This is a genomic window from Saccharopolyspora gloriosae (assembly GCF_014203325.1).
Taxonomy (GTDB): domain Bacteria; phylum Actinomycetota; class Actinomycetes; order Mycobacteriales; family Pseudonocardiaceae; genus Saccharopolyspora_C; species Saccharopolyspora_C gloriosae.
On the sequence record NZ_JACHIV010000001.1, the window covers coordinates 5,239,673 to 5,266,421 of the forward strand.

Below are 26,749 nucleotides of genomic sequence, written 5' to 3' on the forward strand. Positions count from 1 at the left end.
AAGGGCCGCCCACAAGTGTGGGACGGCCCTTTTCGCAATCGCACCGGACCACGTCCGGCCGGAGATCAGCGGATCACTCGAAGTCGACCGTCCGCACCGTGCGGGCGCCGACGGCCGCGCCGATCGGCTCCAGGACGCCGGCCTCGACCGGGCGGTCCACCCGCAGCAGCATGATCGCGTCGGAGCGCTCGGTCGTCTGGCTGACCGTGGCGGCCTCGATGTTCACGCCGACCTCGCCGAGCAGGGTGCCGACGGTGCCCATCACGCCGGGGCGGTCCGGGTACTCCAGCAGCAGCACGCTGCCCTCGGCCCGGAGGTCGAAGTGGCGGCCGTTGACCTCGATGAGCTTCTCCACCAGGTTCGCCCCGGACAGCGCGCCCGACACGACCGCGGTGCGCCCGTCGGCGAGACCGGCGCGCACCGAGACGACGCTGCGGTGGTTCGGGCTCTCCGGCGTGGTCTTCACCTCGACCTCGACCCCGAGGTCCTCGGCCAGCTGCGGCGCGTTGACGAAGGTGACCTGGCTGTCCACGGCCCCGGAGAACACCCCGCGCAGCGCCGCGAGCTGCAGCACCGACACGTCCTCGTCGGCGAGCTCGCCGCGGGCCTCCACGGTCACCGAGGTCGGCGTCGTGCCCAGCACGGCCGCGAGCAGCTGGCCCAGCTTCTGGGTCAGCGGCAGGTACGGGCGCACCTCTTCGCCGACGGCACCGCCCTGCACGTTCACCGCGTCCGGGACGAAGTCGCCGCGCAGCGCCAGCAGCACCGAGCGGGCCACGTCGGTGCCCGCGCGGTCCTGCGCCTCGGCGGTGGAGGCGCCCAGGTGCGGGGTGGCCACGACGTTGTCCAGCTCGAACAGCGGGCTGGAGGTGGTGGGCTCGGTCTTGTAGACGTCGATGCCCGCGCCGCCGATGTGGCCGTTGCGGATCGACTCGGCCAGCGCCTCCTCGTCGATGAGACCGCCGCGGGCGGCGTTGACGACGATCAGGCCCTTCTTGGCCTTCTTGAGCTCCTCCGCACCGATCAGGCCCAGCGTCTCGGCCGTCTTCGGCAGGTGGATGGAGAGCGCGTCGGCCCGCGCCAGCAGGTCTTCCAGGCTCACCAGCTCGATGCCCAGCTGCGCGGCGCGCGCGGCGGACACGTAGGGGTCGTAGGCGATGAGCTTGGTGCCGAAGGCGGCGATGCGCTGCGCGAACAGCTGGCCGATCTTGCCGAGGCCGACGACGCCGACGGTCTTGCCGTTGAGCTCGACGCCGCTGAAGGAGCTGCGCTTCCACTCCCCCGCCTTGAGGCTGGCGTCCGCGGCGGCCACGTTGCGGGCCACCGACAGCAGCAGCGCGAGGGCGTGCTCGGCGGCGGAGACGATGTTGGAGGTGGGCGCGTTGACCACCATCACGCCGCGCTCGGTGGCGGCGGGCACCTCGACGTTGTCCAGGCCCACACCGGCGCGGGCGACGACCTTGAGCTTGCTCGTCGCGGACAGGACCTCGGCGTCGACCTTGGTCGCGGAGCGGACCAGCAGTGCGTCGGCGTCGGCGACGGCCGCGAGCAGGGCCGGCCGGTCCGTGCCGTCGACGTGGCGGATCTCGACCTCGTCTCCGAGCGCTTCGAGCACGGAGGGGGCCAGCTTCTCGGCGATCAGGACGACAGGACGATTGGTCACGGGCGCGCTCCATTGAGAGGGATCACGGTCGTAGCAGGGCACGGCGTTGTACCCGGACGGTCAGGCAGTTTAACGGGAGATTGAGAACTCGTTCACAAGGGTGTGACGCATCCCAATCCCACTCCACGCCGTCCGGGGCTACCGGCAACGGTGTTCGACCGGATCGGAATAAGAAGGTGTTCTAGCAGCTCAGCCGCTTGATTGCGCGGTTAATTGATCACGGTTCGTCGAACTCGCCATCCTTTGCTCCGGCGACGAAAGCGTCCCATTCCTCGGGAGTGAAAACGAGGACAGGGCCTTCGGGTTCGGCACCGTTGCGCATGCCGATGTAACCGTCGACGAAGGCGATCTCCACGCCGGGTTCGTCGTCGTCCTCGGTGCTGGTGATCCATTCCGCGTCGGTGAAGTCCAGCTTGTGCCGGATGTGCGCTTTGTCGTCCACCGGTGCGTCCACTGTCGTACTGGTCTCTTCGCTCACGCCGGGCACCATACCGCCGCCGTCACGCCCGCTCGATCGCGTGATCGGGTGTGGTCGGTGCTGCCGTGCGCTCGTCGGGTCGCTGCTCAGCGGGGGCGATCCCGCCTCCGCGCACGATCTCGGCCCGCGGGGCGGCCAGCGTCGCGACCGCGTTGGCGCCGACGATGACCACGATGGCGGCCCATTCCGGCCAGCCCGGCCGCTGCCCCAGCACCACGGCGCCGACCAGCGCGGCCAGCACCGGATTGACGCTCATGAACACCCCGAAGAACTGCGCGGGGACGCGGCGCAGCGCGAGCAGGTCGGCGAGGAAGGGCACCACCGACGACAGCACGCCCGCGACGACGGCGAAGCCGAGCGCCGCCGCCGTCGGCGGGTGGTGCACGAGCACCAGGGCACCGATCGGCAGGTATGCGACCGCGGAGACGGCCGCCGCGGCGGCCGAACCCTGCAGGCCGGGCACCCGGCGGCCGACGGTGCGGTTGAGCAGGATGTAGCAGCCCCAGCACACCGCCGCCAGCAGCGCCAGCGCGATGCCGGGGTAGTCGGTGCTCGGCTGCGGGCGGACGAGCACCACGACGGCCGCGGCGGCGGCGAGCGCGCAGCCGAGGTCGAGCAGCCGCCGGGACGCGATCAGCGCCACCGCCAGCGGCCCCAGGAATTCCAGCGTGACGGCGAGGCCCAGGCCGATGCGGTCGATCGCGGTGTAGAGCGACAGGTTCATCGTGGCGAACACCCCGGCCAGGCCCAGCACGGGCCACCACTGGCGGGCGGTGAACGAGCGGAACCGGGGCCGCCCGGCCAGCAGCAGCACGATGCCCGCCACCCACTGGCGCACGGCGACCACGCCCGCCGGGCCGATCACCGGGAACGCCAGCGCCCCGGTCGCCGCCCCGAGCTGGTTGGACAGCCCGCCGCCCAGCATCAGGGCCATCCCGGCGCCCCGGCCGGTGGTCCCGGTTCCCTGCGCACCGGTGCCCGCCGCGTCGCTCACCGCGGCGGTCTCCGGTCCGGCGATTCCCATCGTGGCGGGGATTCCCGCCCGCTCCGCTCCCGTCATGGTCCCGAGAATCGGGGTCGGCATCGGCCGCGCAAAATGCGTCGGCGGCCCCGGCCATACGCTGGAGTCATGGATGTGGAGCTGCGGCACCTGCGGTGCCTGGTCGCGATCGTGGACACCGGCACGTTCACCGACGCCGCGATCGAGCTGGGCGTCTCGCAGGCGGCGGTCTCGCGCACGGTGCTGGCGCTGGAGCGCGCGCTCGGCGTGCGGCTGCTGCACCGGACGAGCCGCACCTGCACTCCGACCACGGCGGGCGTGCAGGTGCTCGCCCGCGCCCGGCACCTGCTCGCCGAAGTCGACGACCTCGTCCGCGAGGCCACCACCGGGCACACGCGGTTGCGGCTGGGGCACGCCTGGTCGGCGATGGGCGGGCACACCAACGAGTTCCAGCGCCGCTGGGCGGACCGCCACCCCGACGTCGAGCTCCACCTGGTCCGCACCAACACGCAGACCGGCGGCCTCGCCGAAGGGGCGTGCGACCTGGCGGTGGTGCGCGTGGGGATCGACGCCCACCGCTACGACCACGCCACCGTCGGCCACGAACGCCGCTACTGCGCGCTGGCCGCCGACGATCCGTGGGCGCGCCGCCGTTCCTTGACGCTGGACGAGATCCGGCAGCGCGTCCTGGCCGTCGACCACCGCACCGGCACCACCACCACCGACCTGTGGCCGCCGCAGGACCGCCCCGAACTGGAACGCACACCGGACATCGACGACTGGCTGGCCGCGATCTCCACCGGCCGCTGCGTGGGCATCACCCCGCAGAGCACCCTCACCCAGTACCGCCGCGACGGCATCGTCTACCGCCTCGTCCGGGACGCCGACCCCGTTCCCGTCCACCTGATCTGGCGCCGCCACGACCCGCACCCCGCGACCTCCGCCGCAGTAGCCCTCCTCACGGAGCTCTACGCCGAGGCGGTTCGTTGACTGCTTCCACGGCTCGTTCTGCTTTGGTGTCCGGGTAGCGGAACCTCAGCGTCCTTCTCGCTGCGGGATCTTTTTCCCAAGTGGCTCCGCCACGAGGAAAAAAGCTGTCCTCGCGAGAAGAACGCTGAGAACCCGCCGGTGAGCGGCTTTTCGACGTGGGCTATTCGCTTCGCGAATACAGGCACGGCCTACGGCCGCAAGGCAGGCTGGCTTCGCCGCCCACTGCACGGCTACGCCGCGGGGCAAGCGTGGCTTTGCCCGCCCACTGCACGGCTTCGCCGCCCAACTGCACGGCTTCGCCGTGGCGCGAGTTTCGGGTGCAGGGGGCAGTGAACCCGGCATTCCATGCACCACGGCAACCACACGTCCAAACCCGGGAAGGCTCTGAAACCCGACGCCACACGCCAAGCCGAGCGAGACTCCAAAGCCGTCCCCCACGGCAAGTCGAACCCGGCTCGAAAGCCGTTCCGGACGACGAAGGCCCGGTGATCCCTTGTGGGGATCGCCGGGCCTTGATCGCGGACGTCACCGATCAGATGACTCCGCGAAGTCGTCGTTCGCGAACGCTCACTTGCCGGTCCAGGACATCAGCGCGCGCAGCTTCTTGCCGACCTCTTCGATCTGGTGGTCGTTGCCGGCCTGCTGGAGCTTGTTGAAGTTGGGGCGACCGGCCTCGTCCTCGGCGACCCATTCCTTCGCGAAGGTGCCGTCCTGGATCTCGCCCAGGATCTTCTGCATGGACTCCTTGACGTGCGCGTCGACGACGCGCGGTCCACGGGTGAGGTCGCCGTACTCGGCGGTGTCGGAGCAGGAGTAGCGCTGCCCGGCGATGCCGCCCTCCCACATGAGGTCCACGATCAGCTTCAGCTCGTGCAGGACCTCGAAGTAGGCGATCTCCGGCTGGTAGCCGGCTTCGACGAGCACCTCGAAACCGGTCTGCACGAGCGCGCTGGCGCCACCGCAGAGGACGGCCTGCTCACCGAACAGGTCGGTCTCGGTCTCTTCCTTGAAGGTCGTCTTGATGACGCCGGCGCGCGCGCCGCCGATGCCCGCGGCGTAGGACAGCGCCAGCGCCTGCGCGCTGCCGGAGGCGTCCTGCTCGATGGCGATCAGACACGGCACGCCCTTGCCGTCGACGAACTGGCGGCGCACGAGGTGGCCGGGGCCCTTGGGGGCGACCATCGCGACGTCGACGTCCGACGGCGGCTGGATCAGGCCGTAGCGGATGTTGAAGCCGTGCCCGAAGAAGATCGCGTCGCCGCTGTTGAGGTTCGGGGCGACGTCGTTGGCGTAGATCTCGCGCTGCTTGGTGTCGGGCGCCAGGATCATGATCAGGTCGGCTTCGGCGGAGGCCTCGGCCGGGGTGAGCACCCGCAGGCCCTCTTCTTCGGCCTTGGCGCGGGACTTCGACGACTCGGGCAGGCCGATGCGCACGTCCACGCCGGAGTCGCGCAGGCTCAGCGCGTGCGCGTGGCCCTGGCTGCCGTAGCCGATGATCGCGACCTTGCGGCCCTGGACGATGCTCAGGTCGGCGTCGGCGTCGTAGAAGATCTCAGTTGCCATGATGGTTTCCGTGTTCCTTTCGGGACTTGTTCGATTGTCTTCCCGGCGGTGCCTGCCCGGTGTCGCCCGCCCGGTGTTCCACGGCCGGTGCGTTCGCGGCGGGGCCCGGCCGCGGGCCCACGCCTGCCGCCGGTCGGTTTCCCGGCGCCGCTGCCGGGATTCGGGTCAGCGGACCGCGGTGGCGGTGATGGAGCGGGGGCCGCGGCCGATGGCGATCGACCCGGACTGCACCATCTCCCGCACACCGTAGGGCTCCAGCATGCGCAGCAGCGCGTTGAGCTTCTCGCCGTCGCCGGTGGCCTCCACGGTCAGCGCCTCCGGGGAGACGTCGACGACCTTGGCCCGGAACAGCTGCACGGTTTCGAGGACCTGGCTGCGCACCGAGGCGTCCGCGCGGACCTTCACCAGCAGCAGTTCGCGCTGCACCGCGACCTCCGGTTCCAGCTCCACGATCTTGATCACGTTGACCAGCTTGTTGAGCTGCTTGGTGACCTGTTCGAGGGGCTGGTCGCTGACGGCGACCACGATCGTCATCCGGGAGATCTCCGGGTGCTCGGTCGGCCCGACGGCCAGTGACTCGATGTTGAAGCTGCGGCGCGAGAACAGTCCCGAGACGCGGGCGAGCGCACCCGGCACGTTCTCCACCAGCACGCTGAGCGTGTGTCGGCTCATCGGTGGGTCACCCCTCGTCCTCGTCGAACAGCGGGCGGATTCCGCGCGCCGCCATGATCTCGTCGTTGCCGGTGCCCGCGGCCACCATGGGCCACACCTGGGAGTCCTTGCCCACCACGAAGTCGATCACGACGGGTCGGTCGTTGATCTCCATGGCCCGCTGGATGACGCTGTCGACGTCCTCGCGGGATTCGCACCGCAGTCCCACGCAGCCCAGCGCTTCGGCGAGCAGTTTGAAGTCGGGGATGCGGTGCTTGTGGGTTCCGAGGTCACTGTGTGAGTAGCGCTCGGCGTAGAACAGGCTCTGCCACTGCCGGACCATACCGAGGTTGCCGTTGTTGATGACGGCGACCTTGATGGGCAGTTCTTCGATGGCGCAGGTGGCGAGTTCCTGGTTGGTCATCTGGAAGCAGCCGTCGCCGTCGATGGCCCAGACGTCCTTGCCGGGCACGCCCGCCTTGGCGCCCATCGCGGCGGGAACGGCGTAGCCCATGGTTCCGAGCCCGCCGGAGTTCAGCCAGCTGCGCGGCTGCTCGTAGCCGACGAACTGGGCCGCCCACATCTGGTGCTGCCCGACACCGGCCGCGTAGACGGCGTCCGGGCCCGCGAGGGCGCCGATGCGTTCGATGACGTACTCGGGGGCGAGGCTGCCGTCCGCGGGCCACTCGTAGCCCAGCGGGAACGTGTCGCGCCAGGTGCTCAGCTGCGTCCACCAGGCGCCGAGGTCGGCGGTGCCGCCGTCCGCGGTGGCGGTGGCGACGGCGTCGATGAGCTCGGCGATGACCTCCTTGCAGTCACCGACGATCGGCACGTCGGCGTTGCGGTTCTTGGAGATCTCCGCCGGGTCGATGTCGGCGTGCACGACCTTCGCGTCCGGCGCGAACGAGGACAGCTGGCCGGTGACCCGGTCGTCGAACCGGGCGCCGAGGGTGATCAGCAGGTCGGAGCGCTGCATCGCGGCGACGGCGGCGACCTTGCCGTGCATGCCGGGCATGCCCAGGTGCAGCGGGTGCGAGTCGGGGAACGCGCCGCGCGCCATCAGCGTGGTGACGACGGGGATGTTGGTGGCTTCGGCCAGTTCGCGCAGCTGCTCGGTCGCTTCGGCCTTGAGCACGCCACCACCGACGTAGAGCACCGGCCGCTGCGCCGCGGTGATCAGCTTCGCGGCTTCCCGGACCTGCTTGCCGTGCGGCTTGCTGGTGGGGCGGTAGCCGGGCAGCTTCATCTCCGGCGGCCAGGAGAACGTGGTCGCGGTCTGCTGGACGTCCTTCGGGATGTCGACCAGCACCGGACCGGGGCGCCCGGAGGCGGCGATGTAGAACGCCTCGGCGATGGTGCGCGGGATGTCCTCGGCCTTGGTGACCAGGAAGTTGTGCTTGGTGATCGGCAGCGTGATGCCGCAGATGTCGGCTTCCTGGAACGCGTCGGTGCCGATCAGGCTGGTGGCCTGCTGACCGGTGATCGCCACGATCGGCACGGAGTCCATCTGCGCGTCGGCCAGCGCCGTGACCAGGTTCGTCGCGCCGGGACCGGAGGTCGCCATGCACACGCCGACCTTGCCGGTGGCCTGGGCGTACCCGGTGGCGGCGTGCCCGGCTCCCTGTTCGTGGCGGACCAGGACGTGCCGGACCTTCGTGGAGTCCAGCAGCGGGTCGTAGGCAGGCAGGATGGTGCCGCCGGGAATGCCGAAGACGATCTCGGCCCCGACGGACTCCAGCGACCGCACGAGCGACTGCGCGCCGGTGACCTGCGCTGGGGCGTCGTGGGACGGTGCTGGTTTGGAACGGTGTCCCGGCGGCGGTGCCGGGACCGGGCTCTGCCTGGTGTGGGCGCTGGTCATCGAGTTCGCCTCTGTCCGAACGGTGGTGGTCGGTGAGTGGGCACGAAAAAACCCCCGCCGGGCCGAAAAGGGGACCGTACGAGGGTTGGCGCGTCGACGCTGCGGAGCTTCCTCAGGCGTCGACGCGCCGGGGAAGTACGAGAATGTCGTGCAGTCGCAGCATGGCGAGGACGTTAACGGCACTGGTGCCACCGGGTCAAACCATGCGGGACGCGATTCCCGCATGGTGGACGCCGAAAACGGCTCGAAACCCCGCTTCCGCTGGCGTTTTCCCTGTTCACGGATATCCCGTTCGCATTCGGCCGAGCCCGGTGTGGCGTACGTCGCTCCTCCTCCGGCTCGGTGGGTCGCAGGTCGCGGGACCGGCGGTGCCACCAGGTGGGAACGGTCCGGGCGGTTCGCCGGCGCCTGCGGTCCGGGACTCTGCGGACCGCGTGCGCACGGGTGAGAGCATCGGGGGGTGAGCGAGTCCCCAGCGGCATCGGAACGGCCCGGCGAGAACGGGCCCGGCCGCACCGGCTCCGGCTCCGCCCCGGCGGAATCGGGCAGTCCGGACGCGGCGGGCTCGGAACGCGCCGAGGCAGAGGGGACCCGCGAAGTGAGCACGTCCGAGGAGCAGGGCACGACCGGCACGGCGACCCGGGACGCCGCGGAGCTGCCCGACGCCGCCACGTCCGGCGCCGGAACGTCCGAGGCGACCGCCGAGCGCGAGATCGTCGAGCCGAACTCCGGTGAGCAGGACTCCGCTGAGAACGCCCCCGGCGAACGGGACGCGGCCCCGGAAGACCCCGCGCGCCCGGCGGTGGCGAAGGCCACCGCCGGGCGCGCGAAGGCGCTGCCGAAGTCGCTGACGTTCCAGCTCACCCGGATCTCGCTGCTGGCGGTGTTCGCGGTGGCGATCAGCGTGACGCCGATCGCGTTCGCGCAGCCGTTCCCGCTGCTGCTGCCCGCGTACCTGATCCCGCTGGCGCTCGGCTACGCGATCATGCGCCCGCGCACCGTGGTGACGGCCGAGCGCATCAGCTCGCGCGGCCAGTTCAGCACCACCCGCTTCGGCTGGGACGAGCTCGCCTCGGTGCGGCTGGACGAGAAGCGCTGGGTGCGCGCCGTGCTCGTCTCCGGCAAGGAGGTCGTGCTCCCGGCGATCCGGGTGCGCGACCTGCCCCGGCTCGCCGAGCTCAGCGGCGGTCGCCTGCCGGACCCGAACGCCGCACCGGCGCAGCCCGAGACCGGCGAGGACGAGCCCGCCGACGACACCGCCTCCGAGCCTCCGGCCGCCGATCAGCAGCCGTCCGAGACCGGCGCCGACCCGGCCGAGCGCGCGGAATCCGGCGACGACGGGCGCACCGGCCCGAAGTCCGCGGACTGACGCACCGCACCCGCACGACCACGAGCGCGCTCCCCGAACGACGCGCAGCACCGCCCGCACGGCTCCCGAGGCGTGCGTCACGAACGCCCGACGAGCGAGAACCGGTCGGACCGGACGGCACCGGGCAGGAGTAGCGTCGTGGTCACCGCCGTTCGCCCCCACCCACAAGGTGGGCGTCTTTCGCCGCTATGACGCGAACTTCGCGAGAAACCGAGAAGGACCATGCCCCAGTTGCGCTCCCGCACCACCACGCACGGACGGAACGCCGCAGGCGCCCGGTCGTTGTGGCGTGCCACCGGCATGACCGACGACGACTTCGGCAAGCCGATCGTGGCCATCGCCAACTCCTACACCCAGTTCGTGCCCGGTCACGTGCACCTGCGCGACCTCGGCGACGTGGTGGCCGAGAAGATCCGCGAAGAAGGCGGCGTGCCGCGGGAGTTCCACACGATCGCGGTGGACGACGGCATCGCCATGGGCCACAGCGGCATGCTCTACTCGCTGCCCTCGCGCGAGATCATCGCCGACTCGGTGGAGTACATGGTCAACGCCCACCAGGCGGACGCGCTGGTGTGCATCTCGAACTGCGACAAGATCACTCCGGGCATGCTCAACGCCGCGATGCGGCTCAACGTGCCGACGGTGTTCGTCTCCGGCGGGCCGATGGAGGCCGGCAAGGCCGTTGTCGTGGAGGGCGTCGCGCAGGCCCCGACCGACCTGATCACGACGATCTCCGCGTCGGCGAACGCGGCGGTGGACGACGAAGGGCTCAGCGAGGTCGAGCGGTCCGCCTGCCCGACCTGCGGGTCGTGCTCGGGCATGTTCACCGCGAACTCCATGAACTGCCTCACCGAAGCGCTGGGCCTCGCGCTGCCGGGCAACGGTTCGACGCTGGCCACCCACGCGCTGCGCCGCGAGCTGTTCGAGGAGGCCGGGCGCACCGTCGTGCGCATCTCCAAGCGCTGGTACCAGGAGGACGACGACTCCGTGCTGCCGCGTTCGGTGGCCAACAAGCAGGCGTTCGAGAACGCGATGGCGCTGGACATGGCGATGGGCGGCTCCACGAACACGGTGCTGCACACGCTGGCCGCCGCGCGCGAGGGCGAGATCGACTTCGAGCTCTCCGACATCGAGCGGATCAGCCGCCAGGTGCCGTGCCTGTCGAAGGTGGCGCCGAACTCCGATTACCACATGGAGGACGTGCACCGGGCCGGCGGAATCTCCGCGATCATGGGCGAGCTGGACCGCGCCGGGCTGCTGCACCGCGAGGTGTCCTCCGTGCACAGCGGCAGCCTCACCGAATGGCTGTCGCAGTGGGACGTGCGCGGCGAGTCGCCCTCGCAGCAGGCGCTCGACCTGTTCCACGCCGCTCCCGGCGGGGTGCGCACCACGCAGGCGTTCTCCACGGAGAACGTCTGGTCCTCGTTGGACACCGACGCCGCCGACGGCTGCATCCGCGACTTCGAGCACGCCTACACCGCCGACGGCGGCCTGGCGGTGCTGCGCGGCAACCTCGCCGAGGACGGCGCGGTCGTGAAGACCGCGGGCGTCGAGGAGGAGCTCTGGTACTTCCAGGGCCCCGCGCGGGTCATGGAGAGCCAGGAGCAGGCGGTGGCCGCGATCCTGCAGAAGCAGATCGAACCGGGCGACGTGCTGGTGATCCGCTACGAGGGCCCGGCGGGCGGCCCCGGCATGCAGGAGATGCTGCACCCGACGGCGTTCCTGAAGGGCTCCGGCCTGGGCAAGAAGTGCGCGCTGATCACCGACGGCCGGTTCTCCGGCGGCTCCTCCGGGTTGTCCATCGGGCACATCTCGCCGGAGGCGGCGGGCGGCGGCACGATCGGCCTGGTGCAGGACGGCGACCAGATCCTCATCGACGTCCGCGAACGCGCCCTGAAGCTGCTCGTCGACGACGAGGTGCTCGCCGAGCGGCGCGCAAAGATGGACGCCGCCGAGCACCCGTGGCAGCCGGAATCCCGGCAGCGACCGGTGACCAGCGCGTTGCGGGCCTACGCGCGGCTGGCCACCTCGGCTTCGTACGGCGCGGTCCGCGACGTCTCGAAGTGACCGGATGACGAAGAAGACCGGCCGGGTTCCGCGGGGAACCCGGCCGGTCTCGTTTCGGGGGACGTGTCGTTCTCGGGGGAATCGCGCGGCTCCGCCCGGCGGGCGGGGCCACCGGTTCAGGAGCGCAGCAGGATCAGCACCGCGGCCGACGAACCCGCCGCGATCACCAGGCTGATGAAGCCGCTGACCAGCGGGTGCCGGAACCAGGCGCGCCCGTTGTCCAGCGCGACCCGGCCGGGCCCGGCGAACATCAGGCACAGCGCGGCGGCGATGAGCACCACGAGGTACTCGTAGCCGCCTTCCTGGTCGAAGAACGGGCCGGGCAGCTTCATCGACACGATGGCGCTGGCCATCACGCCGACGATGCCCGCGGCGGCCAGCGGGGTGAACAGGCCGAGCACCAGCAGCGCGCCGGCGCCGAGCTCGGTCCCGCCGGTGACCAGGGACAGCACCGCGCTCTGTTCGAACCCGGACTTCGCCAGGGATTGCGCGAACGCTTCCGGACCGGTGCCGCCGAGCACGCCGAACAGTTTCTGCGCACCGTGGGCGGCGAAGATCCCGCCGATCACCAGCCGCAATGCCAGGAGTCCGAGGTCGGCTCCGGCGTTCCAGCCGAATGGTTTCCGGGTGTCCAATTCTTCGTAGAACTCGTCGCCGGAACGGCGGTCGACCACCGAGGTCGCCGCACCGTCGTTGTAGGCGGCGTCGTCGTAGTAGTCGTAGTCCTGCACGCCGAGGCCCTGGGTTCCCGTAGGCCCGTCGGCGGACTTTTTTCCGCCGCGTTGCGCGCGGTCGTCGCGGTTTCCGCCCGCGCCGCTCGGGCGATCGTCGTGAATGCTCACGGCGGTGAAGGTTAAGGCATCACACACGGGTGAAGCGACCCTTTCGGGTGAACCTTTTCCAGACGTAATTCGGTCGGCATCCGGGTGTTCCGGCATCCGGCAGAATGCTCCGCCGGTCCCGCGAACCTTCGGTGAATTCCCGGTTTCCGCTGGCGACAGCAGTAAGATCGGCATCTGAGAACACCGGGAATCACCGAGTCGGCACCGTCCGTCGCCACCGATCCGCACCGATCGGTGTCCGGGGGCCCATCCGGAATTGCTGCATTCGGTCGCCGTGCGGCGACTGCTCGGCTCGAACCGGCGGGAAGCGGCTTCCACCGGGTGGGACGGCGCGAGCTCCCGGGCGCGGCGCCGCATGATCCGGACCCTCGGGTGCTCACCGTGCGTTCACGACCGGGCCGATACCCTCGGACCTCGTGGCAGCCTCCCAGCGCACCTCCCGCCCCGATCGCCGTACTCGCGCGCGAGCGGTGGGAGTGCTGCTGGCCGTGGGCGCCTTCACCGCGGGCGGTTGCGCGCAGTTCCCGAACGAGCACCCGAACGCCTGGCGGGACCAGCCTTCGCTGGAGCCGCAGGCCGGACCGCAGCCCTCCATCGAGCAGCCCGCCCCTCCCCCGCCGGAACCCGGGCAGCCGACCGAACCGCCGTCTTCGGTACCCGCGGGCTGCATCGACCCCGATCCGGCGGTCGTCGCGACCTGCCTGGACCCGGTGGGCGCGATCACCGTGCTGCCCGACGGGAAGGCCGCGCTGGTGGGCGAACGCACCACCGGCCGAATCCTGCGGGTCGAGCAGGACGCCGAACCGGTCGAGGTGGCGCGCGTGCCGGTCGACCCCTCCGGCGGCGGCGGGCTCACCGGGCTCGCGCTGTCGCCGAGCTACCAGGAGGACGAGCTGATCTACGCCTACGCGAGCGTGGACGGCGAGAACCAGGTGCTGCGGGTCGCGCCGCGGGACAACCCGAAACCGGTCCTCACCGGCATCCCCAAGGGCGCCTCCGGCAACTCCGGCGCGCTGCTCGACGACGGCCGGGGCGCGCTGCTGGTCGCCACGGGCGACGCGGGCGACCGGGCGAACGCGACCGATCCGGCTTCGCTGGCCGGCAAGGTGCTGCGCATCGACGGGTTCGGCGCGGCGGCGCCCGGCAACCCCGACCCGGCTTCGCGCGTGGTGGCGTCCGGGGTGTCGAATCCCGGCGGGCTGTGCGGGGCGATCAACACCGGTGGCTACTGGCTCACCGACCGCGCCGGTTCGCGCGATGCGCTGCACCGGCTGGAGTTCGGCGCGGCCCTCGGCGCCCCGGCGTGGAGCTGGCCGGACCGCCCCGGCGTGGCCGGATGCGCGGCCGGGCCCGCGTCGGTCGTCGTGGCGCTGACGGACGCGGCGGCGCTCTACACCCTCAACCCCGGCCCGGACGGCACCTTCACCGGCCAGCCGTCCAAGGTCATGGAACGCACCTACGGGCGCTTCTCCGCCGCCGCGACCGGCCCGGACGGCCAGCTCTGGCTAGGCACCGCGAACAAGTCCGGCGGCACCCCCGTCCCCAGCGACGACCGGGCCATCCGCATCGAACCGCCCTCGGGCGACAGCGGCAAGGACTGACCGCGACCTGACGAGGCCGATCCGCGCCGCGTGACCGCAGCGCGCACCGGGAGCCGGTCCCGCCTAGGGGCGCGCACGGCACACGTCGCAATCCCGCGGGTCCGGCAGCGTCCCGCTCGCGGGGAAAGCGACGCCGCTCGTGGCGCGGCCGCGCACGACATCGGTCCTGCGGCGAGCACGACGCCGAAGCAGAGCGACCGGCGCGGACCAGCGTGGCGCACCGGACGAAACGACCCGGCTCATGGTCCACTCAGGACGCATCGCCGATCCGGAGCGCGGCGACGCGCCGGTGGCCGGGACGGGGAAGCGATGAGTTTGCCGCAGCTGTACACGGCGCTGCTGGCGGGCGGACTCGTGCTGCTGGCCAGCATCGTCGCCACGCGGGCCGCGGCGCGCTTCGGGCTGCCCGCGCTGCTGCTGTTCCTCGCGCTGGGGCTGGTGATCGGCGAGGACGGGCTGGGACTGCGCTTCGACGACGCCCAGCTCGCGCAGAACCTGGGCACCGCGGCGCTGGCGGTGATCCTCGTCGAGGGCGGGCTCACCACGCGCTGGTCCGACGTGCGCCCGCTGCTGACGCCCAGCGGTCTGCTCGCCACCGTCGGAGTCGCGGTCAGCGTCGCGATCACCGCGGTGGGCGCTCACCTGCTCATCGGCATGCACTGGCAGGCGGCGCTGCTGCTCGGCGCCATCGTGTCCTCCACCGATGCGGCGGCGGTGTTCTCGGTGCTGCGCACGCTGCCGCTGCCGCGGCGCGTGTCGGGCATGTTGGAAGCCGAGTCCGGGTTCAACGACGCGCCCACGGTGATCCTCGTGCTGCTGTTCAGCACGATCCCGCTGGAGATCCACCCGCTGGAGGTGGCTGGGAACGTGCTCTACCAGCTCGCGGTGGGCACCGTGATCGGCGTGGGGGTCGGCTGGTTCGGGGCGTGGGTCCTGCACCGCATCACGCTCCCGGCGTCCGGCCTGTACCCGCTGGCGATGTTCGGGCTCGGGGTGGTCGCGTTCGCCGCCGCGGGCTCGGTCGGCGCGTCCGGGTTCCTCGCCGCGTTCGTGTCCGGGCTGGTGCTGGCGAATTCGGGGCTGCCGCACCGGGCTTCGCTGCGCTCGTTCGCCGAGGGGCTCGGGTGGCTCGCGCAGATCGGCCTGTTCGTGCTGCTGGGCCTGCTGGTGACGCCGCACGAGCTGCTGCCGGAGCTGCTGCCCGCGCTGGTGGTGGGGTTGGTGCTGCTGCTGGTGGCGCGGCCGGTGTCGGTGCTGGTGGCGCTGGCGCCGTTCCGGTTGCCGTGGCGGGAGCAGGCGTTCGTGTCCTGGGCCGGGTTGCGCGGCGCGGTGCCGATCGTGCTGGCGACCTTCCCGGTGGTGGCGGGCGTGCCCGGCAGCGACCGGGTGCTCAACGTGGTCTTCGTGCTGGTCGCGGTGTTCACCCTGGTGCAGGGGCCGGGGCTGCTGGGGCTGGCGCGCCGGTTGGGGCTGGTCCGGGCGGATGCGGCGCGGGAGATCCAGGTGGAGGTGGCTCCGCTGGACGTGCTCGACGCGGAGCTGCTCACCGTGTCGGTGCCCACCGGTTCCCAGCTGCACTACGTGACGCTGCGGGAGCTCCGGTTGCCGGAGCCGAGCGTGATCACCCTGATCATCCGGGCGGGCCGGTCCTTCGTCCCCGAACCCGCCACCCGCCTGACCACCGGGGACGAACTGCTCATCATGACGACCGCGCGAGCGCGGGACGCCGCGGAACGCCGCCTGCGCGCCGTGAGCCGCCGAGGCCGCCTCGCGCACTGGTTCGGCGAGTACGGCGCCCCGGACTGACCCCGGCCCGGTGGCGCGGGGAGGCGTCCGGGCAGCGGAACGCCCGCGGTCTCCGGTGCGCGAGCTCCGCCTCCCAGCCGGACATCAGCCGAACAGCACGACGACCTTGCCCACGAGGCCGCCACCGCGCAGCAGCTCCACGGCGCGGTCCGCCTCGGCGAACGGCACGGTCCGGGCCACGACCGGAGTGATCTCGCCGCTGTCGACGGCGGCGGACAGGTCGCGGCGGATCGCCGCCGCGATGGCGGCGCGTTGCTCGTCGTCGCGGGTGCGGAAGGTGGTCCCGACGATCCGGACCCGACGCAGGGCGAGCCGGTCGAGGTCCAGCGCGGCGCGCCGCCCGGCGAGCCTGCCGACCTGCATGATCGTGCCGCCGATCCGGGTCGCGGCGATGAGCTCGTCCAACCAGTCCCCACCGGTGTGGTCGACGATCAGGTCGGCCCGCAGCCCGTCCGCGACGGCGCCGCGCAACCCGCCGATCCCGCCGGTGATCACCCGCAGGCCGCGTCCGGCCAGTTCCGGTGGTGCCTGCGCCCGCGTCGTGGTGACCGCCACCGCCCCTGCCCCGGCCCACCGGGCGATCTCGGCGCCGATCAACCCCACCCCGGAAGTCCCGGCCGTGATCAGCACCGATCCGCCGGGCGGCATCCCGCCCTGCCGGATCAGCGCGTCGTACTCCGTCATCAACGCCGACGGCAGGGCCGCGGCCTGCTCCGCGGTGAGGCGGGCCGGAACGGGGATGACGAGCCGGTGGTCCAGCGCCACGTACTCGGCGAGAGCGCCTTCCACCATGGCCAGGACGCGGTCGCCGATGCGCACGCCCGTCACGTCCGAGCCGACGTCGACGACTTCGCCGGTCACGTCGGAACCCGCGACGTGGCGGTCGGTTCCGGTGCCCCGGGGCCGGTAGGAGCCGTCGGCCTCGTCGAGGTCCGCGCGGTTCACCGCCGCCGCGCGCACGCGGACCAGCACCTGGAACGCGCCCGCTTCGGGCACCGGACGTTCGGCGAGATCCCAGCGCTCGCCGGGAGCGGTCAGCCACGCTCGCATGTCTCCCCCGGTTCGTCGCGTCGAACGAAAAAAGACCTCCCGCCCCGCGAACGGGACGGGAGGTCCGATCAGTCGACCCGGGTCACTGCCCGCAGGCGGCGAGGATGAGCTCGCGGACCCGCTTCGCGTCGGCCTTGCCGCCGGTGGCCTTCATGACCGCGCCGACGACGGCGCCCGCGGCCTGCACCTTGCCGCCGCGGATCTTGTCCGCCACGTCGGGCTGCGCGGCCAGCGCGTCGTCGATGGCGGCCTGCAGCGCGGAGTCGTCCGAGACGACCTCCAGGCCCTGCGCGGTGACGACCTCGTCGGGCTCGCCCTGGCCGTCGAGCACGCCGTCGACGACCTGGCGGGCCAGCTTGTTCGTCAGCTTGCCGTCCGCGACCAGCGCGATGACCCGCGCCAGCTGCGCGGGCGTGATCGCCAGCTCGGTGAGCTCCACGCCGCGGGTGTTGGCCTGCTGCGACAGGTAGGCGACCCACCAGGAGCGCGCCTCCGCCGCGGGCGCACCGGCGTCCACGGTGGCGGCGACGAGGTCGAGCGCCCCGGCGTTGACCAGGTCGCGCAGCTCCTCGTCGGAGAGCTTCCACTCGTCCTGGATGCGCTTGCGGCGCTCCCACGGCAGCTCGGGCAGCGTCGTCGACAGCTCCTCGACCCACTCGCGGGACGGCGCGATCGGCACGAGGTCCGGCTCCGGGAAGTACCGGTAGTCCTCGGAGGTCTCCTTCTTGCGACCCGCCGAGGTCGTCGCGGTCGACTCGTCGAAGTGCCGGGTCTCCTGGCGGATCTCGCCGCCGGAGGTCAGCACCGCGGCGTGCCTGCGCATCTCGTAGCGCACCGCGCGCTCCACGCTGCGCAGCGAGTTGACGTTCTTCGTCTCGGTGCGGGTGCCGAACTCGTCCGCGCCCTTCGGCATCAGCGAGACGTTCGCGTCGCAGCGCAGCGAACCCTGGTCCATCCGCACGTCGGACACGTCCAGCGACCGCAGCAGGTCCCGCAGCGCCGCCACGTACGCCCGAGCGACCTCGGGAGCGCGCTCACCGGCACCGACGATCGGCTTGGTGACGATCTCCACCAGCGGGACGCCCGCGCGGTTGTAGTCGAGCAGCGAGTGCTCGGCGCCGTGGATGCGGCCGGTGGCCCCGCCGACGTGCAGCGACTTGCCGGTGTCCTCCTCCATGTGCGCCCGCTCGATGTCGACGCGGAACGTCTCGCCGTCGTCGAGCACCACGTCGAGGTGACCGTCGAAGACGATCGGCTCGTCGTACTGCGAGGTCTGGAAGTTCTTCGGCTGGTCCGGGTAGAAGTAGTTCTTCCGCGCGAACCGGCACCACTCGGCGACCTGGCAGTTCAGCGCCAGCCCGATGCGGATCGCCGACTCCACCGCCTTGCCGTTGACGACCGGCAGCGCGCCGGGCAGCCCCAGGCACACCGGGCACACCTGAGTGTTCGGCTCGGCGCCGAACACGTTGGCGCACCCGCAGAACATCTTGGTGGCCGTGGACAGCTCCACGTGCACCTCGAGGCCGAGGACCGGGTCGAACCGCTCCAGGACCTCGTCGTAGTCCATGATCTCGGCGACCGCGGTCACTTGCCGTCATCCCCCTTGCGCAGGGTGCGGATCGCCAGCGCGGTGCCTGTGATCAGGCCCAGCGCGGTGATGATCGAGTCGGCCATCGCGAGCCGGTCGTTGTTCGCCTTGGCGTCGCGGATGCTCGCGCGCAGCCCGAAGGCCGCGGAGAGCACCGACGCGAGCTGGAACGCTGCCTTGATCTTCGAGTTCATCACGCCACCTCCAGAGCGGGGACACGGTCGAGCAGCGGGCCGCCCTGGGCGGCGTCGCGGGCGGTCTCGTAGGCCGCACCGACCCGGTAGAGCCGGTCGTCGGCCAGCGCCGGGGCCATGATCTGCAAGCCCACCGGAAGATCGTCCTCATCGGACAGTCCGCTGGGGATGCTCATGGCGGCGTTGCCCGCCAGGTTCGACGGGATGGTGCACAGGTCCGCGAGGTACATCGCCAGCGGGTCCTCGGTGCGCTCGCCGATCTCGAACGCCGTGGTCGGCGTCGTCGGCGACACCAGTACGTCCACCTGCTCGAACGCGGCGGCGAAGTCGCGGGTGATCAGCGTCCGGACCTTCTGCGCCTGGCCGTAGTAGGCGTCGTAGTAGCCGGACGACAGCGCGTAGGTGCCGAGCATGATGCGGCGCTTCACCTCAGGGCCGAACCCGGCCTCGCGGGTCAGCGACATGACCTCTTCGGCGCTGTGCGAACCGTCGTCGCCGACGCGCAGGCCGAAGCGCATCGCGTCGAACCGGGCCAGGTTCGAGGAGCACTCGCTCGGCGCGATCAGGTAGTAGGCGCCCATCGCGTACTCGAAGTGCGGACAGGAGACCTCCACGACCTCCGCGCCCAGCTTCGAGAGCTGCTCGACCGCGGCGCGGAACGACCGCTCCACGCCCGGCTGGTAGCCGTCGCCCGCGAACTCGCGGACCACGCCGACCTTGACGCCGGTCAGGTCGCCCGCGGCGCCTTCGCGCGCCGCCGCCACGACCTGCGGCACCGGCGAGCTGATCGAGGTGGAGTCCATCGGGTCGTGCCCAGCGATCACCTCGTGCAGCAGCGCCGCGTCCAGCACCGTGCGCGCGCACGGGCCGGGCTGGTCCAGCGAGGACGAGAAGGCGACCAGGCCGTAGCGGGACACGCCGCCGTAGGTGGGCTTCACGCCGACGGTGCCGGTCACCGCGCCGGGCTGGCGGATCGAGCCACCGGTGTCGGTGCCGATCGCCAGCGGAGCCTCGAACGCGGCCAGCGCCGCCGAGGAGCCACCGCCGGAACCGCCGGGGATGCGGTCGGTGTTCCACGGGTTGCGCGTCGGGCCGTACGCGGAGTTCTCGGTGGACGAGCCCATCGCGAACTCGTCCATGTTGGTCTTGCCGAGGATGACGACGCCCGCTTCGCGCAGCCGTCGCGTCACCGTCGCGTCGTACGGCGGCCGCCAGCCCTCCAGCATCTTCGAGCCGCAGGTGGTGGGCATGTCGCTGGTGGCGAAAACGTCCTTGAGCGCCAGCGGAACGCCCGCCAGCGGCGAGGCCGCCTTGCCCGCGGACCGGTCCTCGTCGGCCTGCCGGGCCGCGGCCAGCGCGCCCTGCTCGTCGACGTGCAGGAACGAGTGCACGGTGCCGTCCACGGCGGCGATGCGGTCCAGGTGGGCCTGGGTGGCCTCCACCGAGGTCACCTCGCCCGAGGACAGCCGGTCGGCGAGATCGGCGGCGGACAGGCCGATCAGGGCCGAGTCACCTCCGGTCGCGGTCGAAGTCATCACGCCTCCTCACTCAGGATCCGCGGAACGCGGAACCGGTTGTCCTCCGCCGCGGGCGCGCCGTCCAGCGCCGCCTCGCGCGGCAGGCTGGGCCGCACCACGTCGTCGCGGAACACGTTCGTCACCGGCACCGCGTGGGAGGTCGGCGGAATGTCGTCCGCGGCGACCTCACCCACCCTCGCCACCGACTCCAGGATGACGTCGAGCTGCCCGGCGAAGGTGTCGAGCTCCTGTTCGGTGACCGCCAGCCTGGCCAGGCCGGCGAGGTGCGCGACCTCGTCGCGGGAGATCTTGGACACTACGAAGGCTCCCTGGTCATGTCCGGTATCACGGTTGGACCTCAGTCTATTGCGGAGCCCGCATGTGCCCGTTCAGGGGGCGAACCGAGTGTCGCGCGCGCTGTGCGCGGCGCCGGTTCGGCCGGTCGTCCGGGCACCGTGAACGGTCACCACCCCCGTTTGCCGGTGACCGTTCACGCGCCACCCGCCCCCGCTTCCGAATGCTCCCCGCATCGGCACGAGCGCAGCGGCGCGACCGCGGCTCGTAGGGAATTCCCCCGTCCTGCGCCGCCGTCTCCCCGCTCCCGTGATGCGGACGGGACGGGTGCGGCGCCGTCCGCTCAGCGGAAACCCGATCCGGTGCCCAGGGACGTGCGCCCGCGGGCGGGCGGCGGCCGGGGGTCCGCACTCCGGGACGCGGGCGCCGCGGTGCGGGAAACATCCGGGACCAGCGACGGCGGCCCGCCGTTTCACTACACGAACGCCGGTCTCACCGATAGGCTGCGGTGTCTGCCACAATTTGCCCCGCCTGCCGGGCGCACGGTGGCCTCCGCGTGCGGCCGTGCGGCGCGGGGAGCGCGGACGGCGAGGTGCCGCGCACGAAGCTGGAGGCGTTGAGTCCGGTGTCCTTCCTGATCCGGGTGCAGATACCGGACCGTCCGGGCGTGCTCGGCGCGGTGGCCTCCGCGTTGGGCGAGATCGGCGCCGACATCCTCAGCGTCGACGTCGTCGAACGCGGCGGTGACGTGGCGATCGACGACATGGTCGTGGAACTGCCCTCGGGCAGGCTGCCGGACATCCTGATCACCGCCGCCGAATCGGTCGACGGCGTCGAGGTCGACGCGGTCCGCCCCTACGCGGGCGTGCTGGACACCCACCGCGAGCTGGAACTGGTGGAGGACATCGCGGCCGAACCCGGCAACGGCCTGCAGATCTTCGCCGAAGGCGTCCCGAAGATCATCCGATCGGGCTGGGCGATCGTGTTCGGGCACCACTCGGGCGGCGCGGAGCAGCTCGCCGCGAGTTCATCGGCCCCGCAGCAGGGCTACCTGGAACTGCCGTGGTTACCGCTGCCGCGGGCCACGATCCTCGACGGTGACGAGATCTGGGTGCCGGAGACCTGGCAGGAGCTGGGCACCGAACTGGCCGCGACACCGATCGGCAAGCCCGACCGAGTGCTGCTGGCCGGCCGCCCCGGCGGCCCCATGTTCCGCGCCGCCGAGGTAGCGCGACTCGCGCACCTGGCAGGAATCGTCTCCGTCGTCCTCGACGGCTGAGGGCTCCCCCGGTCCGCTTGCTGTGGTGGCCGGGTGGCGGGTTCTCAGGTGTCTTCTCGCTGCGGAATCTTTTTCCCGAGTGGCTCCGCCACGAGGGAAAAGCTGTCCTCGCGAGAAGACACCTGAGAACCCGCTGTTGGTCCGGCTGCGTGCGTGGTCGCTGCTCGTCGGCTTCGCCGCCGACAAGACGATGATCGAACCGTTCCACACGGATTCCCGAGCTGCGGACTGCCCAGGTGAGCGACGTTCGTCGTCGTTGTCCTGTCAGCGGCGAAGCCGCTGAGCAGTGACCACCAGAGCAAAAAGACCACCCGCGGGTTCTCAGCGGTTTCCTCGCGAGGACGGCTTTTTTCCTCGTGGCGGAGCCACTTGGAAAAAAGATCCCGCAGCGAGGAAACCGCTGAGGTTCCGCCACCCGACCAGCTACGCAGGCCGAAGACCGGGCAACAGGCTCACTCGGTTGCGGATTCCGTGTCGAGGGCTGCTTCGGTGGCGGCTTCGGGGCCCTGTTCGAGCAGGATTCGGAAGCCGGTCTCGTCCAGCACGGGGACCTTGAGCTGCACGGCCTTGTCGTACTTGGATCCGGGTGAGTCGCCGACGACCACGAACGCGGTCTTCTTCGACACCGAACCGGCGGCGCGGCCGCCGCGGGCCATGATGAACTCCTTGGCCTCGTCCCGGGAGTACGTCTCCAGCGAACCGGTGACCACGATGGACAGACCGGTGAGCGTGCGCGGCACCGACTCGTCCTGCTCGTCGGCCATCCGCACCCCTGCCGCGCGCCACTTGCGCACCACTTCGCGGTGCCACTGCACTTCGAACCACTCGCGGACCGCGGAGGCGATGGTCGGGCCGACGCCGTCCACGGCCGCGATGTCCTCCTCCGCCGCGTCCTCGATGCGCTCCAGCGAACCGAACTCCCGCGCCAGGGCTTGCGCGGCGGTCGGGCCGACGTGCCGGATGGACAGCGCCACCAGCACCCGCCACAGCGGTTTCTCCTTGGCCGCGGCCAGGTTCTTGAGCAGCTTCGCGCCGTTCGCGGAGAGGTTGCCCTCCTTGGTGCGGAACAGCTCCGTCTCCAGCAGCTGCCCCTCGTCGAGGTCGAACACGTCGCCCTCGTCCACCAGCACCCCGGACGACAGCAGCGCGACCGCCGACTCGTAGCCCATCGCCTCGATGTCGAAGGCGCCGCGACCGGCGAGGTGGAACAGACGCTCCCGCAGCTGCGCCGGGCAGGAGCGGGAGTTCGGGCAGCGGATGTCGACGTCGCCCTCCTTCTGCCGGGACAGCGGGGAACCGCACTCCGGGCATTCGGAGGGCATCACGAACTCGCGCTCAGCACCGTCGCGGACGTCCACGACCGGGCCTAGCACCTCCGGGATCACGTCCCCGGCCTTGCGGATCACGACGCGGTCGCCGATGAGCACGCCCTTGCGCCGCACCTCGTCGGAGTTGTGCAGGGTGGCCATGGAGACGGTGGACCCGGCGACCTTCACCGGTTCCATCTCCGCGTACGGCGTGACGCGGCCGGTGCGCCCCACGTTGACCTTGATGTCGCGCAGCGTCGTGGTCGCCTGCTCCGGCGGGTACTTGTAGGCGATGGACCAGCGCGGCGCGCGGGAGGTCGTGCCGAGCCTGCGCTGCAGCGAGACCTCGTCGACCTTCACCACGACGCCGTCGATCTCGTGCTCGGCGGTGTCCCGGTTCTCCCCCCAGTACCGGATGTGCTCGACGATCTCGTCCGCGTGGGACAGCACGCGGGTGTGCCGGGACACCGGCAGGCCCCACGCCTTGAGCGCGGCGTAGGACTCCGATTGGCGGGCCGGTTCGAAGCCCTCCCGCTTGCCCAGGCCGTGGCAGATCAACCGCAGCGGGCGCCTGCGGGTCACCCGCGGGTCCTTCTGCCGCAGCGATCCGGCGGCGGCGTTGCGCGGGTTCGCGAACGGCGACTTGCCCGCCTCCACCAGCGCGGCGTTGAGCTCGGCGAACTCCTCCACCCGGAAGAACACCTCGCCGCGCACCTCCACCAGCTTCGGCACCGGGTACTCGTCGCTGCCGTGCAGTTCGGTGGGCACGTCGCCCATCGTGCGGACGTTGAGCGTCACGTCCTCACCGGTGCGGCCGTCGCCGCGGGTGAGCGCGCGTTCGAGCCTGCCGTCGCGGTAGAGCAGGTTGATGGCCAGCCCGTCGATCTTGAGCTCGCACAGGTAGTGCGCCTCCGAGCCGACTTCGCGCTCGACCCGGTCCACCCAGGCGCGGAACTCCTCGGTGTCGAAGGCGTTGTCCAGGCTGAGCATCCGCTCCAAGTGGTCCACCGCGGTGAACTCGGTGGAGAAGGTGCCGCCGACGACCTGCGTCGGCGAGTCCGGGTCGCGCAGCGCGGGGTGCTCGGATTCGAGGCGCTGGAGTTCGACGAACAGCTCGTCGAACTCGGAGTCGGCGATCGTGGGCGAGTCGAGCACGTAGTAGCGGAACTGGTGCCCGCGCACCTCCTCGGCCAGCGCCGCGTAGCGCTCGCGGACCTCGGCGGGCACGTCCTCCACGCCCTCCGCCTGCTCGACGGCGGGGTCGCCGGGCAGCTCGGCGTCCTCCTCGGGGCGCGCGACCGGCTCCGCCCCGGTCGGGGCGGGCTGGGTCGAAGCGGGCTGGGCGGCGGCGGGGCCGGTCGTCTCGCCGGAGGCCGTACCGGTGCGGTCCTTGCTGGTCACGTCATGAGCCTAACCAGGGCCCCCGACGGCTCGCGCGGATCACCACGCCCTCGGGAGCGGGCAGCACCACCTGATACAGCACGGTCCGGCCCGTATCCGGTGCTCATCCGGCGGACGGTGCCCACCGTGCGCGGTCGGCGCCCGAGGACGAGCCGCCGTGGTCGCCGGGGCGGGTGGAACCGGAGATCACTCGGAGTCGTGCGAGGCGGATCCCGACCAGTCGTCGCGCCCGGAAGCGCCGTCCGATCCCGGCGCGCTGTCCGCGGTGCCCGGCGCGTCCCGGCCGTCCGAGTCACCGGCGCCCACCGATCCGGCGGCGTCCAGCACCTCCGCCGAGCCCGCCGCGTCGCCGGCACCACCACCGGTCCCGCCGGACTCCGCGGAGTCCGCTCCGCCCGCGGCGTCGAAACCGCGCACCAGCTCGCGGAACTCCAGCAGGCCCATCGCGCCCCGCGGCTCCTGCTCCGCGGTCTCCACCCGGCCGAGCCGGTCGGCCGCGAGCCGCTCGCCGAGCGTGGCGTCCAGCGGCAGGAAGGTCAGCGCGGACTGCGCCGCGGACTCCATGCCCGCGAACCTCGGGTGGTACACGGAGACGTCGACCAGGCCCTCGGCCGCGTCGACCTGGGCGAACACCCGCACGTCGGCCAGCGGGTAGCTCTCGCCGCGCAGGTTCACGGTGACCTGCGTCGGATCCGGCACCGGCGGCACCGAGTCGTGGTACTCGAACAGCGCGTTGCGCTGCGGCGCCGCCGCCAGCCAGGCATCGGTGTACGGCCGCACCTCAGGATTCGCCTGGCCGCTGACGACCAGCGCGTAGACGGCCCGCTCGCCCTGCTCCACGGAGAACGTCAGGTCCGGGTGCAGCGCCGCGACCGCCTCGGCCAGGTCGTGATCGACGCGCTGCGGCATGCCCTCGCCCAGCGCCGCAGCCACTTCGGGCAGCAGTTCGTCCCAGCGCCGCCAGAACTCCTCCGCCCGCTCCCGCGCATCGGCGGTGACGTCGACCTCGTCCCCCACGACATCGGCCTGGTCGGTGCGGCGGCGGAAGAACTTGAACATGCCCTCATTGTGCCGGTCCCGCCCCGGCCGCCGGGGTCGTTCGGCGATATCCGCGATCAGCCGCCCGGCGCGGACGCGGTCCTCACGCGAGCGCCGCGGTGACCAGGTCTGTGAGGTCGCTGCGTTCGACACGCAGGCGCCCGGCCTCGGCCAGCGCGCCCAGCAGTCCGGTCATCGGATCCCGGTTCGTGGCCTGGCGCAGCACTTCCAGCGCCCGCACCCTGGCGCGGTCCGCGCTGGTCACCGGGCGACGGTGCAGCTCCCACCGCCGCAGGCGCACCACTTCGCCGATGGCCGCGTCGTCGGGTTCGACGCCGTCCTCCAGCGCGCGCAACGTCTCGGCCACGACCAGCTGGTCGTGGCCCGCGGTGAGGTCGAGCACGTGGCGCGCCACGCTCGCCGCCGCGCGCCTGCACCGCGCTGGGCCCGCCCGGCGCACCGAGTCGAGCAGCACCGCGGAGTCCGCTTCCAGATCGTCGGCGTGGAACCGGATGCCGACCTGGTCCAGCCCCACCTCGTCGAGCAGCACCTCCGGCGAGGACGGCAGGTCCAGCGGCCAGGACGCGACGGGGTAGGTGGCGAAATCGCCGTCGAACCAGTCCGGCGTCAGCGGCTCACCGGTGATCCGCGCGGCCAGCGCCAGCATCAGGTCGATGGTGCTCGCCCCCGGCTCCCCCGCCGGGTCGAGGCCCGGCCAGGGCAGCCCGGCGCGGATGTCCTCCAGCCCGTCCGGGCGGGTGCCCTGCCGGAATGCGGGCATCAGCGCCTCGAACGCGGTGCGCAGCTCCCCGTCGACGGCGTGCGAGAACTGGGTGAGGGCGTTGACGTTCCAGAAGGCGGAGACGGCCTCGGTGCGGTGGCTGACCCGGCGCAGCACTTCCGCCCTGCTGCCCTGGAATCCGCCGTCCTCGGCGATGAGCGTCCACTCGCCGACGCTGCGCAGGCCGATCACCGGGTACCGGTCCTGGTGCGCGAACGCCTCCTCGCAGTACTCGTCGAAGTCGAGGGTGCGCGCGTGCTCGGTGATCGCGCCGAAGCGCTGCGCGAGCCGATCGAGGTCGGTGCCGCGCACGAAGGTCAGGCACGCCGCGTCCTGGACGGTGCTGCGGTGCACCCATCCGAACCGCTCGACTTCGCCGGTGTTCGACACGTCTGGTTTCTTACCATCG

20 protein-coding genes and 1 pseudogene are annotated in these 26,749 nt (G+C 71.8%); 6 read left to right on the plus strand and 15 right to left on the minus strand.

Annotated elements, in window-relative coordinates; all coding sequences use genetic code 11:
- Window positions 1-73: 73 nt before the first annotated feature.
- The 3 genes from serA to BJ969_RS22810 form a co-directional block, all read right to left on the minus strand.
- Window positions 74-1,663, minus strand: coding sequence for a phosphoglycerate dehydrogenase (serA, locus tag BJ969_RS22800; protein ID WP_184481905.1), 1,590 nt, complete (start codon window positions 1,661-1,663; stop codon window positions 74-76).
- A gap of 217 nt (window positions 1,664-1,880) precedes the next feature.
- The gene (locus tag BJ969_RS22805; RefSeq protein WP_184481907.1) at window positions 1,881-2,153 is read right to left on the minus strand and encodes a DUF397 domain-containing protein; all 273 of its coding nucleotides are present in this window, start codon (window positions 2,151-2,153) and stop codon (window positions 1,881-1,883) included.
- A 10-nt stretch (window positions 2,154-2,163) separates the two neighbouring features.
- On the minus strand, window positions 2,164-3,201 hold the full coding sequence (locus tag BJ969_RS22810; RefSeq protein ID WP_246457063.1) for an EamA family transporter: 1,038 nt from the start codon (window positions 3,199-3,201) through the stop codon (window positions 2,164-2,166).
- Between the two features lie 69 nt (window positions 3,202-3,270).
- Between BJ969_RS22810 and BJ969_RS22815 the strand changes: the two genes are divergently transcribed.
- Window positions 3,271-4,131 (plus strand): LysR family transcriptional regulator, encoded by an 861-nt coding sequence (locus tag BJ969_RS22815; RefSeq protein ID WP_184481909.1) that lies wholly within the window; start codon window positions 3,271-3,273, stop codon window positions 4,129-4,131.
- Between the two features lie 567 nt (window positions 4,132-4,698).
- Here the strand turns inward: BJ969_RS22815 and ilvC are convergent.
- From ilvC to BJ969_RS22830, 3 genes are all read right to left on the minus strand, one after another.
- The gene (gene ilvC / locus BJ969_RS22820) at window positions 4,699-5,694 is read right to left on the minus strand and encodes a ketol-acid reductoisomerase (protein ID WP_184481911.1); all 996 of its coding nucleotides are present in this window, start codon (window positions 5,692-5,694) and stop codon (window positions 4,699-4,701) included.
- 165 nt (window positions 5,695-5,859) lie between these two features.
- The gene (gene ilvN, locus BJ969_RS22825) at window positions 5,860-6,366 is read right to left on the minus strand and encodes an acetolactate synthase small subunit (RefSeq protein WP_184481913.1); all 507 of its coding nucleotides are present in this window, start codon (window positions 6,364-6,366) and stop codon (window positions 5,860-5,862) included.
- Between the two features lie 7 nt (window positions 6,367-6,373).
- Window positions 6,374-8,206 carry an acetolactate synthase large subunit gene (locus BJ969_RS22830; RefSeq protein ID WP_184481915.1) on the minus strand — a complete coding sequence of 611 codons (1,833 nt, stop codon included), beginning with the start codon at window positions 8,204-8,206 and terminating at the stop codon, window positions 6,374-6,376.
- A 460-nt stretch (window positions 8,207-8,666) separates the two neighbouring features.
- Here BJ969_RS22830 and BJ969_RS30910 point away from each other — a divergent pair, with 460 nt between their 5' ends.
- Both BJ969_RS30910 and ilvD read left to right on the plus strand, forming a co-directional pair.
- Window positions 8,667-9,575, plus strand: a complete 909-nt coding sequence (locus BJ969_RS30910; protein WP_184481917.1) for a PH domain-containing protein — start codon at window positions 8,667-8,669, stop codon at window positions 9,573-9,575.
- A gap of 222 nt (window positions 9,576-9,797) precedes the next feature.
- Window positions 9,798-11,642, plus strand: a complete 1,845-nt coding sequence (gene ilvD / locus BJ969_RS22840) for a dihydroxy-acid dehydratase (protein WP_184481919.1) — start codon at window positions 9,798-9,800, stop codon at window positions 11,640-11,642.
- A gap of 116 nt (window positions 11,643-11,758) precedes the next feature.
- Here ilvD and BJ969_RS22845 read toward each other — a convergent pair whose 3' ends face one another.
- Window positions 11,759-12,484 (minus strand): DoxX family membrane protein, encoded by a 726-nt coding sequence (locus BJ969_RS22845; RefSeq protein ID WP_184481921.1) that lies wholly within the window; start codon window positions 12,482-12,484, stop codon window positions 11,759-11,761.
- Window positions 12,485-12,900: 416 nt separating this feature from the next.
- Between BJ969_RS22845 and BJ969_RS22850 the strand changes: the two genes are divergently transcribed.
- On the plus strand, window positions 12,901-14,085 hold the full coding sequence (locus BJ969_RS22850) for a PQQ-dependent sugar dehydrogenase (RefSeq protein WP_343071554.1): 1,185 nt from the start codon (window positions 12,901-12,903) through the stop codon (window positions 14,083-14,085).
- Window positions 14,086-14,400: 315 nt separating this feature from the next.
- Window positions 14,401-15,891 (plus strand): potassium/proton antiporter, encoded by a 1,491-nt coding sequence (locus tag BJ969_RS22855; RefSeq protein WP_425503614.1) that lies wholly within the window; start codon window positions 14,401-14,403, stop codon window positions 15,889-15,891.
- A gap of 84 nt (window positions 15,892-15,975) precedes the next feature.
- Here the strand turns inward: BJ969_RS22855 and BJ969_RS22860 are convergent, their stop codons facing one another.
- The 5 genes from BJ969_RS22860 to gatC all read right to left on the minus strand — a co-directional run bounded on the left by BJ969_RS22860 (window position 15,976) and on the right by gatC (window position 20,557).
- Window positions 15,976-16,941, minus strand: coding sequence for a quinone oxidoreductase family protein (locus BJ969_RS22860; protein WP_184481925.1), 966 nt, complete (start codon window positions 16,939-16,941; stop codon window positions 15,976-15,978).
- 82 nt (window positions 16,942-17,023) lie between these two features.
- Window positions 17,024-18,529, minus strand: coding sequence for an Asp-tRNA(Asn)/Glu-tRNA(Gln) amidotransferase subunit GatB (gene gatB / locus BJ969_RS22865; protein ID WP_184481927.1), 1,506 nt, complete (start codon window positions 18,527-18,529; stop codon window positions 17,024-17,026).
- Window positions 18,526-18,723, minus strand: coding sequence for a hypothetical protein (locus BJ969_RS22870; protein WP_184481929.1), 198 nt, complete (start codon window positions 18,721-18,723; stop codon window positions 18,526-18,528). The genes gatB and BJ969_RS22870 overlap by 4 nt, the downstream gene beginning before the upstream one ends.
- Window positions 18,723-20,258 carry an Asp-tRNA(Asn)/Glu-tRNA(Gln) amidotransferase subunit GatA gene (gene gatA, locus BJ969_RS22875; protein WP_184481931.1) on the minus strand — a complete coding sequence of 512 codons (1,536 nt, stop codon included), beginning with the start codon at window positions 20,256-20,258 and terminating at the stop codon, window positions 18,723-18,725. The genes BJ969_RS22870 and gatA overlap by 1 nt, the downstream gene beginning before the upstream one ends.
- Window positions 20,258-20,557 carry an Asp-tRNA(Asn)/Glu-tRNA(Gln) amidotransferase subunit GatC gene (gatC, locus tag BJ969_RS22880; RefSeq protein ID WP_184481933.1) on the minus strand — a complete coding sequence of 100 codons (300 nt, stop codon included), beginning with the start codon at window positions 20,555-20,557 and terminating at the stop codon, window positions 20,258-20,260. The genes gatA and gatC overlap by 1 nt, the downstream gene beginning before the upstream one ends.
- 602 nt (window positions 20,558-21,159) lie before the next feature.
- Here gatC and BJ969_RS22885 point away from each other — a divergent pair.
- Complete coding sequence (locus BJ969_RS22885; protein ID WP_184485672.1) at window positions 21,160-21,813, plus strand: ACT domain-containing protein; 654 nt, start codon at window positions 21,160-21,162, stop codon at window positions 21,811-21,813.
- Between the two features lie 452 nt (window positions 21,814-22,265).
- Here BJ969_RS22885 and ligA read toward each other — a convergent pair whose 3' ends face one another.
- From ligA to BJ969_RS22900, 3 genes and pseudogenes are all read right to left on the minus strand, one after another.
- Window positions 22,266-24,392, minus strand: a complete 2,127-nt coding sequence (gene ligA, locus BJ969_RS22890) for an NAD-dependent DNA ligase LigA (RefSeq protein ID WP_221316735.1) — start codon at window positions 24,390-24,392, stop codon at window positions 22,266-22,268.
- A gap of 513 nt (window positions 24,393-24,905) precedes the next feature.
- A pseudogene (locus BJ969_RS22895) lies at window positions 24,906-25,580 on the minus strand (hypothetical protein); the annotation flags it as partial.
- An 82-nt stretch (window positions 25,581-25,662) separates the two neighbouring features.
- On the minus strand, window positions 25,663-26,730 hold the full coding sequence (locus tag BJ969_RS22900) for a DUF6461 domain-containing protein (RefSeq protein WP_184481937.1): 1,068 nt from the start codon (window positions 26,728-26,730) through the stop codon (window positions 25,663-25,665).
- Between the last annotated feature and the right edge of the window lie 19 nt (window positions 26,731-26,749).